General features: G+C 72.3%; 16 protein-coding genes. All 16 read left to right on the forward strand.

What is annotated here, in order from left to right; genetic code table 11:
* Window positions 1–63: 63 nt before the first annotated feature.
* On the forward strand, window positions 64–501 hold the full coding sequence (rpsP, locus tag SRB5_RS11895; protein WP_323377766.1) for a 30S ribosomal protein S16: 438 nt from the start codon (window positions 64–66) through the stop codon (window positions 499–501).
* Window positions 502–503: 2 nt separating this feature from the next.
* Window positions 504–743: an RNA-binding protein gene (locus tag SRB5_RS11900; protein WP_153451599.1), complete on the forward strand. Its 240-nt coding sequence runs from the start codon at window positions 504–506 to the stop codon at window positions 741–743.
* 105 nt (window positions 744–848) lie between these two features.
* On the forward strand, window positions 849–1,388 hold the full coding sequence (rimM, locus tag SRB5_RS11905) for a ribosome maturation factor RimM (protein ID WP_323377767.1): 540 nt from the start codon (window positions 849–851) through the stop codon (window positions 1,386–1,388).
* Window positions 1,385–2,218: a tRNA (guanosine(37)-N1)-methyltransferase TrmD gene (trmD, locus tag SRB5_RS11910; protein ID WP_323377768.1), complete on the forward strand. Its 834-nt coding sequence runs from the start codon at window positions 1,385–1,387 to the stop codon at window positions 2,216–2,218. Before rimM ends, trmD begins: the two co-directional genes overlap by 4 nt.
* A gap of 159 nt (window positions 2,219–2,377) precedes the next feature.
* Window positions 2,378–2,728 carry a 50S ribosomal protein L19 gene (gene rplS / locus SRB5_RS11915; protein ID WP_153451603.1) on the forward strand — a complete coding sequence of 117 codons (351 nt, stop codon included), beginning with the start codon at window positions 2,378–2,380 and terminating at the stop codon, window positions 2,726–2,728.
* Between the two features lie 46 nt (window positions 2,729–2,774).
* Entirely contained in the window at window positions 2,775–3,509 is a 735-nt protein-coding gene (gene lepB, locus SRB5_RS11920; protein WP_153451605.1) for a signal peptidase I, read from the forward strand.
* Window positions 3,502–4,545 carry a signal peptidase I gene (gene lepB, locus SRB5_RS11925; protein WP_153451606.1) on the forward strand — a complete coding sequence of 348 codons (1,044 nt, stop codon included), beginning with the start codon at window positions 3,502–3,504 and terminating at the stop codon, window positions 4,543–4,545. Before lepB (SRB5_RS11920) ends, lepB (SRB5_RS11925) begins: the two co-directional genes overlap by 8 nt.
* The gene (gene lepB / locus SRB5_RS11930; RefSeq protein ID WP_323377770.1) at window positions 4,478–5,437 is read left to right on the forward strand and encodes a signal peptidase I; all 960 of its coding nucleotides are present in this window, start codon (window positions 4,478–4,480) and stop codon (window positions 5,435–5,437) included. The genes lepB (SRB5_RS11925) and lepB (SRB5_RS11930) overlap by 68 nt, the downstream gene beginning before the upstream one ends.
* Before the next feature lie 153 nt (window positions 5,438–5,590).
* A complete protein-coding gene (gene lepB, locus SRB5_RS11935) occupies window positions 5,591–6,301 on the forward strand; it encodes a signal peptidase I (RefSeq protein ID WP_153451608.1) in 711 nt (236 codons plus the stop codon).
* Window positions 6,294–6,803 carry an NUDIX hydrolase gene (locus SRB5_RS11940; RefSeq protein ID WP_323377772.1) on the forward strand — a complete coding sequence of 170 codons (510 nt, stop codon included), beginning with the start codon at window positions 6,294–6,296 and terminating at the stop codon, window positions 6,801–6,803. The genes lepB (SRB5_RS11935) and SRB5_RS11940 overlap by 8 nt, the downstream gene beginning before the upstream one ends.
* 37 nt (window positions 6,804–6,840) lie before the next feature.
* The gene (locus tag SRB5_RS11945; RefSeq protein ID WP_153451610.1) at window positions 6,841–7,161 is read left to right on the forward strand and encodes a DUF2469 domain-containing protein; all 321 of its coding nucleotides are present in this window, start codon (window positions 6,841–6,843) and stop codon (window positions 7,159–7,161) included.
* Between the two features lie 100 nt (window positions 7,162–7,261).
* Window positions 7,262–7,624, forward strand: a complete 363-nt coding sequence (locus SRB5_RS11950) for a YraN family protein (protein ID WP_323377773.1) — start codon at window positions 7,262–7,264, stop codon at window positions 7,622–7,624.
* Window positions 7,624–9,237: a YifB family Mg chelatase-like AAA ATPase gene (locus SRB5_RS11955; RefSeq protein ID WP_153451611.1), complete on the forward strand. Its 1,614-nt coding sequence runs from the start codon at window positions 7,624–7,626 to the stop codon at window positions 9,235–9,237. Before SRB5_RS11950 ends, SRB5_RS11955 begins: the two co-directional genes overlap by 1 nt.
* Window positions 9,238–9,240: 3 nt before the next feature.
* Window positions 9,241–10,395, forward strand: a complete 1,155-nt coding sequence (dprA, locus tag SRB5_RS11960; RefSeq protein ID WP_153451613.1) for a DNA-processing protein DprA — start codon at window positions 9,241–9,243, stop codon at window positions 10,393–10,395.
* Between the two features lie 280 nt (window positions 10,396–10,675).
* Entirely contained in the window at window positions 10,676–11,512 is an 837-nt protein-coding gene (whiG, locus tag SRB5_RS11965; RefSeq protein WP_153451615.1) for an RNA polymerase sigma factor WhiG, read from the forward strand.
* A gap of 80 nt (window positions 11,513–11,592) precedes the next feature.
* Window positions 11,593–12,150 (forward strand): TetR/AcrR family transcriptional regulator, encoded by a 558-nt coding sequence (locus tag SRB5_RS11970; protein ID WP_323377781.1) that lies wholly within the window; start codon window positions 11,593–11,595, stop codon window positions 12,148–12,150.
* The last annotated feature ends 133 nt before the right edge of the window (window positions 12,151–12,283 follow it).

Below are 12,283 nucleotides of genomic sequence, written 5' to 3' on the forward strand. Positions count from 1 at the left end.
GCCGCAACCCCACGCAGCACCCCGCCGAGCCCACCCACGTCAAGTTCAGGAGACACCACTCCCGTGGCAGTCAAGATCAAGCTGAAGCGTCTGGGCAAGATCCGTTCGCCTCACTACCGCATCGTCGTCGCCGACTCCCGCACCCGCCGTGACGGCCGGGCCATTGAGGAGATCGGCCTGTACCACCCGGTGCAGAACCCCTCCCGCATCGAGGTCGACTCGGAGCGCGCCCAGTACTGGCTGGGCGTCGGCGCGCAGCCGACGGAGCCCGTCCTGGCCATCCTCAAGGTCACCGGCGACTGGCAGAAGTTCAAGGGCCTGCCGGCCCCGGCGCCGATGCAGGTCGCCGAGCCGAAGGCCGACAAGCGCGCCCTCTTCGAGGCCGCCGCCAAGGAGTCCGGCGACGAGCCCAAGGGCGAGGCCGTGACCGCCAAGGCGAAGAAGACCGAGAAGAAGGCCGAGGCCGCCGCCGACGCCCCGGCCGAGTCCACCGAGGCCTGAGGATGCTCGAGGAGGCCCTCGAGCACCTGGTGAAGGGCATCGTCGACAATCCCGACGAGGTGCAGATCGCCCGCCGCAGCCTGCGCCGCGGCACCGTGCTGGAGGTCCGGGTGCACCCCGACGACCTCGGCAAGGTGATCGGCCGCAACGGCCGTACGGCCCGGGCCCTGCGCACCGTCGTCGGTGCGCTCGGCGGGCGTGGCATCCGCGTCGATCTGGTTGATGTGGACCAGATCCGCTGACGCATCCGCCGCCTCCTGACGGGGCGGCGCGGCACGGGCCGGGAAGGCTTGGACTCCAAGCCTTCCCGGCCCGTCGTCGTCATCCGAGACACCGAGGAATTCACCGTGCAGCTGGTAGTCGGGCGTATCGGCCGTGCCCACGGCATCAAGGGCGAGGTCACCGTCGAGGTACGGACGGACGAGCCGGAGCTGAGGCTCGGCCCCGGCGCGGTCCTGGCCACCGATCCCGCCGCGGTGGGCCCGCTCACGATCGAGACCGGCCGCGTGCACAGCGGCCGGCTGATTCTGCGCTTCGAGGGCGTACGCGACCGCACGGGCGCCGAGGCCCTGCGCAACACCCTGCTGATCGCCGAGGTCGACCCGGACGAGGTGCCGGAGGACCCCGAGGAGTTCTACGACCACCAGCTGGCCGACCTCGACGTGGTCACCGTGGACGGCGCCGAGGTGGGCCGGATCGCGGAGATCGCCCATCTGCCGGGCCACGACCTGCTGATCGTACGGACGCCCGAGGGCGCCGAGGTCATGATCCCGTTCGTGGCCGAGATCGTCCCGGAGATCGATCTGGAGAAGCAGCGCATCGTGATCGACCCGCCGCCCGGTCTGCTGGCGGACACCGACGAGGCGGCGAAGGACTCCGGCGCGTGAGGCTCGACGTCGTCACGATCTTCCCCGAGTACCTCGCCCCGCTGAACGTCTCCCTGGTCGGCAAGGCCGCCGCCCGCGGTCAGCTCGACGTACGCATCCACGACCTGCGCTCCTGGACCCACGACCGGCACAACACCGTCGACGACACCCCGTACGGCGGCGGCCCCGGCATGGTGATGAAGCCGGAGCCGTGGGGCGAGGCGCTGGACGAGATCATCGCGTCCGGCGACGGCGACGCCCCCGTGATCGTCGTCCCCACCCCCAGCGGCCGCCCCTTCACCCAGGAGCTGGCCGTGGAGCTGTCCGCGAAGCCCTGGCTCGTCTTCACCCCCGCCCGCTACGAGGGCATCGACCGCCGCGTCATCGAGGAGTACGCCGACCGCTGCGACCTGCGCGAGGTGTCCGTCGGCGACTACGTGCTGGCCGGCGGGGAGGCCCCCGTACTGGTGATGGTCGAGGCCATCGCCCGGCTGCTGCCCGGCGTCCTCGGCAACGCCGCCTCCCACCAGGACGACTCCTTCGCCCCCGGCCCCATGGCGAACCTCCTCGAGGGCCCCGTCTACACCAAGCCCCCCGAGTGGCGCGGCCGGGGCATCCCCGAGGTGCTGCTCAGCGGACACCACGGGAAGATCGCCCGGTGGCGCCGCGACGAGGCGTTCCGCCGGACGACGGCCAACCGGCCGGAGCTCATCGAGGGCGCCGACCCGGCCGCGTACGACAAGAAGGACCGGGAGATCCTCGTCGCCCTGGGCTGGGTCCGGGACGAGGACGGGGGCTGGCGGCCGGCCGGGAGCCGATTTGGGCGATCGCAGCAGGCCGTGGAAGAATAGTCCGGCTGCCCTCCGTCCGGCGTGCGCCCCTGCCACAGGGGGAACGACGCCCGTCCGACGCGGCAGCCGTGTCAGATCCACACACCCGCGCCGCGGTGACCACGCGGTGCGTCCACGTACCGCTGATGACCTGTGGCATCGGCGAAGAAAGCAGACATCATGTCGCACCTTCTCGACAGCGTCGACGCAGCCTCCCTGCGCACCGACATCCCGCCGTTCCGCCCCGGCGACACGGTCAACGTCCACGTCCGCGTCATCGAGGGCAACCGCTCCCGTGTGCAGCAGTTCAAGGGCGTCGTCATCCGCCGTCAGGGCTCCGGCGTGCGCGAGTCCTTCACGGTCCGCAAGGTCAGCTTCTCCGTGGGCGTCGAGCGGACGTTCCCGGTGCACACCCCGGTCGTCGAGAAGATCGAGCTCGTGACCCGCGGCGACGTCCGGCGCGCCAAGCTCTACTACCTGCGTGAGCTGCGCGGCAAGGCCGCGAAGATCAAGGAGAAGCGCGACAACTGAGCCGGCGCGTCCACGGGGCGCAGACGGGCGGCTACGCTCGTCCCCGATGGACACGCACGCACAGCTTTCGGAGCGCGACAGCCCTTCCTCCCCGTCCGAGGTCCTTTCGGACGCCGGCGAGGAGGAGCTGTCGCGCTCCTCGCGTTATGTCCGGCTGCTGCGGCCCGCCGCGGCGCTGACCGCCGTCTGCCTGGTGACGATATTGCTGGTCAGTACGTTCGTGGTGCAGCCCTTCCTGATTCCCAGCGGATCGATGCAGGGGACGCTGCGGCCCGGCGACCGGGTGCTCGTGAACAAGCTGGCGTACTCCTTCGGCGGCGAGCCCAGGCGCGGTGACGTGATCGTCTTTGACGGTACGGGATCGTTCGTCGAGGACACCGGCGGGAACAAGGTGCGGCGGCTGCTGCGCCAGGCGGCCTCGTCCGTGGGGCTGGCGGAGCCCGTCGAGACGGATTTCGTCAAGCGGGTCATCGGGGTCGGCGGCGACCGCGTGCGCTGCTGTGACCTCCAGGGGCGGCTGACGGTCAACAGCATGCCTCTTGACGAGGCCGGTTACCTTTATCCGGGGGATACGCCGTCCCGCGTACCGTTTGACGTCGTGGTGCCGGAAGGGAGGCTCTGGGTCATGGGGGATCACCGGAGTGACTCCCGGGATTCGCGCGATTATCTGGGTGCGCCCGGCGGCGGCACCGTGCCCGTGGACCGGGTGATCGGACGCGCCGACTGGATCGGCTGGCCGGCTGGACGCTGGGCGTCGATCGGGCGGCCGTCGTATGGGTAGCCACGCCAGAGTCGACGTCGTGCCCGGCGGGCGGGTGGAGCGGCGGCTGCGGGAGAAGAAGATCAAACGCAAACGGCGCCGCTCGGCGGTCCGCGAGGTGCCGATCATCATCGGGGTGGCGCTGGTCATCGCCCTGGTGATCAAGACCTTCGTGCTGCAGGCCTTCGTGATCCCGTCCGGGTCCATGGAGCAGACCATCAAGATCGGCGACCGGGTCGTCGTGAACAAGTTCTCGCCCTGGTTCGGCGCGAAGCCGGAGCGCGGCGACGTGGTCGTCTTCAAGGACCCCGGCGGCTGGCTGCAGGGCGACACCACCTTCCGGGAGAACGACGACCCCCCGGTCGTCAAGCAGGGCAAGGAGTTCCTCACCTGGATCGGCCTGCTGCCCTCCGACCGGGACCAGGACCTGATCAAGCGGGTCGTGGGCGTGGGCGGCGACCGGGTGGTGTGCTGCGACAAGCAGGGGCGGATCACGGTCAACGGGGCGCCGATCGTGGAGCCCTATCTGTATCCCGGCGACGTTCCGTCGACCGAGCCGTTCGACGTACGGGTGCCGGAGGGACGGATCTTCGTCCTGGGGGACCACCGGTCGAACTCGGCGGACTCGCGGGCGCACGGCGGGAAGAGCCCGCAGGACGGCCCGTACTACGGCACCGTCCCCGAGGATCATGTGGTGGGCAAGGCCTGGGCCATCGCCTGGCCGTTCGGCCACTGGCGGCGGCTCGAGGATCCGGACACCTACGCGTCGGTTCCCGAACCGGAGCCGGGGGACACTAGTGTGTCCTCGGCACAGATCGGTTCGCTCGTCGACGGCGTGGACAGCCCCCCGGCAGACGGTTCGCAAGTAATCGGCCCTCTCCCGACTCCTGCGGAACTCCCGCTCGTTATGGGATTGGTGGGCCTGCACCGGATCGGGTACAGGCGGCGCGACCATGGACGGCGACAGTTGAGGAGTGGATGTGGGGGACGTGGCAGTCGGCGCACGCTCCGGGCAGGACGACGAGTTCGACGAGCGCCCGCCGGCGCCCGTCGCTGACGGCGCCGGCCCGGACCCGGACGTGAGCGAACCCGACGACCCGGCGGGCCACGGCCCCGGTGGATCCGGCCCGGACGACGACGTGGACGAGCCCGACGACGAGACGCCCGCGGCGCGGCAGCACCGGTCCTTCTGGAAGGAGCTGCCGATCCTCATCGGCATCGCCCTGGTGCTGGCGCTGCTGATCAAGACGTTCCTGCTGCAGGCGTTCTCGATCCCGTCGGACTCGATGCAGAACACCCTCCAGCGGGGCGACCGGATCCTGGTCGACAAGCTGACCCCGTGGTTCGGCTCCGAGCCGGAGCGCGGCGAGGTCGTCGTCTTCCACGACCCGGGCGACTGGCTGCCGGACGCCGAGGCCCCCGAGCCGGGTCCGGTGCAGCGGGTCCTCGGCTTCATCGGCCTGTACGCGGAGGGCCAGGACCTGGTCAAGCGCGTCATCGCGGTGGGCGGTGACACCGTCGAGTGCCACGGCGACGGCCCGGTGAAGGTCAACGGGGTCGCGCTGGACGAGTCGGACTACGTGACGTTCCCCGGCACCACGCCGTGCAAGGACAAGAACTTCGGTCCGCTGAAGGTGCCCGAGGGCAAGATCTGGGTGATGGGCGACCACCGCAACGACTCGCTGGACTCCCGCTGGCACATGGAGCAGCCGGGCGGCGGTTTCGTCGACAACGACGAGGTCGTGGGCCGTGCGGTCGTCCGCGCCTGGCCGATCTCCCGCTGGGGCACGCTGCCGATCCCGGACACGTACGACCAGCCCGGCATCGGCGACCAGGTGGCCGACAAGGCGCTGGGCGCCGCCCCGGCCGGCCTGGGGCTGCTCGGCGCGGTTCCGCTGGTCCTCGTCCGGCGGCGCCGGCTGATCCGGCGGGCGGGGCTCGACGGCTGACGGCCTCTGGTGTGTGACGTCACGGCCCGGTGATCCTCACCGGGCCGTGACGCTGTGTTTTCCCGGGGGACCACCCCCGGACCACCGGCCGGGACGGGTTCCCGGACCCGGCGCGGATACCTTGCGGCAAACCTGTGAAGTAATGTGCCGCGCATGGTACGAGGATCAGCCGGCCGCAGGGCCGCGAACGTGGTGTCGAACGTGGCCGTCGCGCTGGGCTGTGTGCTGTTCCTGGGCGGTTTCGCCTGGGCGGCGGTCCTCTACCAGCCGTACACCGTGCCCACGGACTCGATGTCCCCGACGGTCGTGGGCGGCCAGAAGGTGCTGGCCGAGCGGATATCCGCCGACGAGGTCCGGCGCGGTGACGTCGTGGTCTTCCAGGACGCCACGTGGGGCACCGCTCCCGAGGTCAAGCGGATCGTCGGCCTCGGCGGCGACGAGGTGCGCTGCTGCGACGCCGAGGGCCGGCTGACGGTCAACGGGAAGCCCGTCGAGGAGCCGTATCTGGACGGCGGGGTGATGACGACGGAGCAGCACTTCTCCACCAGGGTGGAGAAGGGGAGGCTCTTCCTGCTGGGTGACAACCGCGGGATCTCGATCGACTCGGCGGACCGGCTGACCGAACAGGCGCAGGGCTCCGTCCCGGTCTCCGCGGTGAAGGGGCGGGTGGACGCCACCGCGTGGCCGCTGGGCGGGGCGGGGATGCTGCCGCGGCCGTCGGGCTTCGCGGAGCTGCCGGGCGGGGTGTCCTCGCCGGGACCGCTGGAGCCCCTGGTGTGGGCGATCATGGCGGGGGCGCTGCTGATCCTGGCGGGAGCGGCGTACGGGCCGGTGGCGCGGAAGGTGGGGGGCAGTCGTGGCTGAGGCGGTGGAGCGGCAGGTCGCGCGGGTGGTGCTGCTGGACCCGGAGGACCGGATCCTGCTGATGCAGGGGTACGAGCCGGCCGACCCGTCCGTGCGCTGGTGGTACACCCCCGGCGGCGGACTCGAGGGCGCGGAGACCCGGGAGGAGGCCGCGCTGCGGGAGCTGGCCGAGGAGACCGGGATTGCCGCCTCGGAGGTGAGCCTGGGGCCGGTGCTGTGGCAGCGGCGGTGCTCCTTCCCGTTCGACGGCCGGCGGTGGCAGCAGGACGAGTGGTACTACCTGGCCCGCGCCGGCAGCCCGGGAGCGTCCCTGACCACGTCCACGGACGGCTGGACCGAGCTGGAGCGGCGCAGCGTGACGGGACTGCGGTGGTGGACTTCCGCGGAACTGTCCGCCACGCGTGAGACCGTGTACCCGACCACACTCGCGGAACTGCTGGGGCGGCTGATCGACGAGGGACCACCGAGTCGTCCGGTCCGCCTCGTTTCCGAGCGGGTCTGACGCACAATGGGGTGACGACGGCGGAAGGGGACGCGCCATGAGCGCCGAGGACCTCGAGAAGTACGAGACCGAGATGGAGCTGAAGCTCTACCGGGAGTACCGCGATGTCGTCGGTCTGTTCAAATACGTGATCGAGACCGAGCGCCGTTTCTATCTCACCAACGACTACGAGATGCAGGTGCACTCGGTCCAGGGTGAGGTGTTCTTCGAGGTCTCGATGGCGGACGCCTGGGTGTGGGACATGTACCGGCCGGCGCGGTTCGTCAAGCAGGTGCGGGTGCTGACGTTCAAGGACGTGAACATCGAGGAGCTGAACAAGTCGGATCTGGAGCTGCCGTCCGACGAGCTCGGCAGCTAGTCCTGTTTTCCCCCTGTGGACAACTCGGTCACCCGGGTTGTCCACCAAGATCCAAAACTTGCGGATTGTCCGGGCATCGTGATGTCCGGAGGTGATCCGCGTGACGAACGCGAAACAGGCAATGGGGCGCTACGGCGAGCGCCTTGCGGAGCGCACGCTCGCGGCGGCGGGCATGACGGTCCTCGCCCGGAACTGGCGCTGCCGTGAGGGCGAGATCGACCTGGTGGCCCTGGACGACGACGCCCTGGTGATCTGTGAGGTCAAGACCCGCTCGGGTCACGGCTTCCAGCACCCCATGGAGGCCGTGACCCGGGAGAAGGCCGCCCGGCTGAGACATCTGGCCGAGGAGTGGCTGCGCCGGCACGGCGGCCCGCCGACGGGCGGGGTCCGTATCGATCTCGTCGGGGTGGTGCTGCCCGACCGGGGCGCCGCCCGGATCGAGCATGTGCGGGGTGTGGCCTGATGGGTTTCGCGCGTACGTGCTGTGTCACCCTCGTCGGCGTCGAGGGCGTGGTGGTCGAGGTGCAGGCCGATCTGGAGCCGGGCGTCGCGGCGTTCTCCCTGGTCGGCCTGCCGGACCGCAGCCTCGCCGAGAGCCGCGACCGGGTCCGGGCCGCGGTGGTGAACTCGGGCGTGACCTGGCCGCAGAAGAAGCTCACGGTGGGGCTGAGTCCGGCGTCCGTCCCCAAGGGCGGCTCGGGCTTCGATCTCGCCATTGCGTGTTCGGTGCTCGGTGCGGCGGAGCGCATCGCCCCGCCGCAGCTGGCCGATCTCGTCATGCTCGGCGAGCTGGGTCTGGACGGCCGGGTGCGGGCGGTGCGGGGTGTGCTGCCGGCGGTGCTGGCGGCGGCGGACGCCGGGTTCAAGCATGTGGTGGTCCCGGAGCGGACGGCCGCGGAGGCGGCGCTGGTGCCGGGGATGTCGGTGCTCGGCATCCGCAGCCTGCGCCAGCTGATCGCCCTGCTGAACGGCGAGGTCCCGCCGGAGGAGGAGCGTGACGAGGCGGCGGAGGCCCGCCCCGATCCGCTGCTCGCCGGCCTCTCGATCCCCGGGGCGGGCCTGGGCACGGGGGTGGCGGACGGCTCCCCGCCGCCGGACCTGGCGGACGTGGCGGGCCAGCACATGGCGCGGACGGCGCTGGAGGTCGCGGCGGCCGGGCGGCACCACCTCTTCCTGAAGGGGCCGCCCGGAGCGGGCAAAACGATGCTCGCCGAGCGGCTGCCCGGGCTGCTGCCGCCGCTCACGCAGAAGGATTCGCTGGAGGTGACGGCCGTCCACTCGGTGGCCGGCACGCTGCCGCCGGGCCGGCCGATGCTCTCCCGGCCGCCGTACTGCGCGCCCCATCACTCCGCGTCCATGCCGTCGATCGTCGGCGGCGGGGTGGGGCTGCCCCGGCCGGGGGCGGTCTCGCTGGCGCACAGAGGGGTGCTTTTTCTGGACGAAGCGGCGGAGTTCCGGCCTCAGGTGCTGGACGCCATGCGGCAGCCGCTCGAGTCCGGGTACGTGGTCGTGGCGCGGGCCGCCGGGATGATGAGCATGCCGGCGCGGTTTCTGCTGGTGCTGGCGGCCAACCCGTGTCCGTGCGGGCGTTACGGCAGCACGGGCGGTGATCCGTGCGACTGCCGGCCGGAGATCGTCCGGCGGTACCGGGCGCGGCTCTCCGGGCCGCTGATGGACCGGGTCGATCTGCGGATCACGGTCGCGCCGGTGGGGCGGCCGGAGCTGACCGGCGCCGGTCCGGGGGGTGAGTCCACGGAGTCCGTGGCGGCGCGGGTGCTGGCGGCGCGGGAGCGGGCCCGGGCCCGGCTGGCGGAGACGCCGTGGCGGACGAACGGGGAGGTGCCCGGGTACGAGCTGCGGACGCGGTGGCCTCCGGCGCCGGGGGCGATGTACGAGGCGGAGACGGACATGGAGCGGGGGCTGCTCACGGCGCGGGGGCTGGACCGGGTGCTGCGGGTGGCCTGGTCGGTGGCGGATCTGGCGGGGCACGACCGGCCCACGGCGCAGGACGTCAACTTCGCGCTGGAGATGCGCACGGGGGTGCCCCGCGGGGTGACCTTTCCGGTACGGGGGTGAGGGATGGACGGGGACTGTCTGACGGCGGGCGACGAGCGGGTCGCCCGGGTGATGCTGAGCCGGGTCGTCGAGCCCGGGGACCCGGCGGTCGGGCGGTGGGTCAGGGAGTACGGGGTGGAGGCCGTCGCCCGGGATCTGAGCCGGGAGGGATGTGATCCGCCGTACCTCGGGGGGCGTGCGGCGGGCGGGTTCCGGGGGCGGGCCGGGGGGTTCGATCCGGTGCGGGCGCTGGAGCGGTTCGAGGCGGGGGGCGGGAGGTTCGTGTGCCCGGGGGAGCGGGAGTGGCCGACGCAGCTCGACGATCTGGGTGACGCGCGGCCCGTGGGGCTGTGGGTGCGCGGGAGTCCGGACCTGAGGCTCTGGGCGCTGCGGTCGGTGGCCGTGGTGGGGGCGCGGGCCTGTACGGAGTACGGGGCGCATGTGGCGGGGGCGCTGGGCGCGGGGCTCGCCGAGCGGGGGTGGATCGTGGTGTCCGGTGCGGCCTACGGGATCGACTCCGCCGCCCACCGGGGTGCCCTGGCGGCGGGCGGGGCCACCGTCGCGGTGCTGGCCTGCGGGGTGGACCGGGTCTATCCGCCGGGGAACGCGGAGCTCATCGGGCGGCTGGCGGCGCAGGGACTGCTGGTGGCGGAGCTGGCGCCGGGGGAGCACCCCTCGCGCAGCCGGTTCATCCTGCGCAATCGGGTCATCGCCGCCCTCACCCGGGGGACCGTGGTCGTCGAGGCCGCGCTGCGCAGCGGGTCCCTGTCGACGGCGCGCCAGGCGCGGAGGCTGGGGCGCATCACCATGGGCGTCCCGGGGCCGGTCACCTCGGCGGGCTCCGCGGGGGTGCACGAGCTGCTGCGCGACGGGGCGGAGGTGGTCACCGGGGCCGCGCACGTCGCCGAGCTCGTGGGCCGGATCGGGGCGGATCTGGCGCCCGCGGCGCGTGGACCGGTCACCCGCCGGGACCGGCTCTCGCCGGTGGCCGCACGTGTGCTCGACGCATTACCCGGGAGGGGGAGTGTGGACGGCGCCTGGGTGGCCCGGGAGTCGGGCACGGAGCGCGACGAAGCCTTGGGCAGGCTTTATGAGCTGCTGTCTCTTGGCTTCGTCGAACGCAAGGGCGATCGATGGCAGTTGGTGCCCACCGGGCGAGAGCACCCGATCAGGTGGTGAGGCGGTCCTTGACCTGCGGAGTTCCGGTGAAAGGGTGAAGGGGATGACAGTAAACGGCCCTCTGGACACCCCCGCGGCGACCGGTTCGCGCCCCCTTCCGGGCGGCTCGCGGGCCGCCCGCGGGCGTCGGCAGCGGAACGTATCTGCGGCCACGGAAAGTGTCGTCAGTCGCCCTCCGCGACCCCGATGTCACGCTACGCTCACCAGGATTCCGGCTCCCGGTCACCCGGCCGGGCGCCGTGCATCGAGGCACCTCGAGACGGAACGGCACTAGGCACGCATGCCCCAGCACACCCATGGGTCCGACCGCGCGGCGGCGTCCGACGCGGAGTGCGCCTCGCCGCGTCCCCCGGTGCCCAGCTCGCTGGAGAAGCTGTGGCGCGCCTACAAGGGCAGCGGCGACGGACGGCTGCGCGAGCAGCTGATCCTGCACTACTCGCCCCTGGTCAAGTATGTCGCCGGCCGGGTCAGCGTCGGGCTGCCGTCCAACGTGGAGCAGGCGGACTTCGTCTCCTCCGGTGTCTTCGGGCTGATCGACGCGATCGAGAAGTTCGACCCGGAGCGGTCGATCAAGTTCGAGACCTACGCGATCACCCGGATCCGCGGCGCCATGATCGACGAACTGCGCGCGCTGGACTGGATCCCCCGCTCGGTCCGGCAGAAGGCGCGGGCCGTGGAGCGGGCCTACGGCACGCTGGAGGCCAGCCTGCGCCGCAGTCCCACCGAGGCCGAGGTCGCCGACGAGATGGGCATCCCGATCGAGGAGCTGCACGCGGTGTTCAGCCAGCTGTCCCTGGCCAACGTGGTGGCCCTGGAGGAGCTGCTGCACGTCGGCTCCGAGGGCGGCGACCGGCTCAGCCTGATGGACACCCTGGAGGACACGGCGGCGGACAACCCCGTCGAGGTCGCCGAGGACCGCGAGCTGCGCCGGCTGCTGGCCCGGTCCATCAACACGCTCCCGGAGCGGGAGAAGACCGTCGTCACCCTCTACTACTACGAGGGTCTGACCCTCGCCGAGATCGGCCAGGTCCTGGGGGTCACGGAGAGCCGCGTCAGCCAGATCCACACCAAGTCGGTGCTGCAGCTGCGGGCCAAGCTGGCCGCGTTCGGCAGGTGAGCGCGGGACGGACGGGATCCCTCCCGGGCCGCGGGGCGGGGGCATACAGTGGTGCCGTGCCCCGCATCAGAGCGGCCTCCGTGGCCGAGCACCGGAACATGCAGCGCGCCGCGCTGCTGGACGCCGCGCGTTCCCTGCTGTCCGAGGGCGGCACGGAGGCGCTGACCTTCCCCGCGCTCGCCGAGCGCACGGGGCTGGCGCGGTCCTCCGTCTACGAGTACTTCCGCAGCCGGGCCGCGGTCGTCGAGGAGCTGTGCGCCGTCGACTTCCCCGTCTGGGCCGCGGAGGTCGAGGCGGCCATGGCGGCCGTCGCGACACCGGCCGGGCAGGTCGAGGCGTACGTCCGCAGCCAGCTGGCGCTGGTGGGCGACCGCCGGCACCGGGCGGTCGTCGCCATCTCCGCCGGCGAGCTGGACGCCGGCGCGCGGGAGAAGATCCGCGCCGCCCACGGCGGGCTCGTCTCCGTGGTCGTCGACGCCCTCGCGGCCCTGGGCCACGCGCAGCCCCGCCTCACGGCGATGCTCCTGCAGGGCGTCGTGGACGCCGCCGTCCGCCGGACCGAGCTCGGCGCCGCGGAGGATCCGGACACGATCGCCCGCACGGCGGTCGCCGTCGCCCTGCACGGCGTCGCCGGCTGACCCCCCCCCGGATGGGCCCCGTACGACCTGGACAAGCGTCCCGTGATGGTCTTCGACGACCCCGAGCAGGGCGTCGTCGACGACCCGCGCGGCGACGAGCGCGGGCTGTGGGTCAGCGCCCCGGACCGCTGAG

This window comes from Streptomyces smaragdinus (genome assembly GCF_009604385.1).
GTDB lineage: Bacteria > Actinomycetota > Actinomycetes > Streptomycetales > Streptomycetaceae > Streptomyces > Streptomyces smaragdinus.

Coding starts and splice junctions, on each gene's coding strand:
- SRB5_RS11900 (WP_153451599.1), top strand. CDS start 504: ATGCTCGAGGAGGCCCTCGAGCACCTGGTGAAGGGCATCGTCGACAAT.
- rplS (WP_153451603.1), top strand. CDS start 2,378: ATGTCGCACCTTCTCGACAGCGTCGACGCAGCCTCCCTGCGCACCGAC.
- lepB (WP_153451605.1), top strand. CDS start 2,775: ATGGACACGCACGCACAGCTTTCGGAGCGCGACAGCCCTTCCTCCCCG.
- lepB (WP_153451606.1), top strand. CDS start 3,502: ATGGGTAGCCACGCCAGAGTCGACGTCGTGCCCGGCGGGCGGGTGGAG.
- lepB (WP_153451608.1), top strand. CDS start 5,591: ATGGTACGAGGATCAGCCGGCCGCAGGGCCGCGAACGTGGTGTCGAAC.
- SRB5_RS11945 (WP_153451610.1), top strand. CDS start 6,841: ATGAGCGCCGAGGACCTCGAGAAGTACGAGACCGAGATGGAGCTGAAG.
- SRB5_RS11955 (WP_153451611.1), top strand. CDS start 7,624: ATGGGTTTCGCGCGTACGTGCTGTGTCACCCTCGTCGGCGTCGAGGGC.
- dprA (WP_153451613.1), top strand. CDS start 9,241: ATGGACGGGGACTGTCTGACGGCGGGCGACGAGCGGGTCGCCCGGGTG.
- whiG (WP_153451615.1), top strand. CDS start 10,676: ATGCCCCAGCACACCCATGGGTCCGACCGCGCGGCGGCGTCCGACGCG.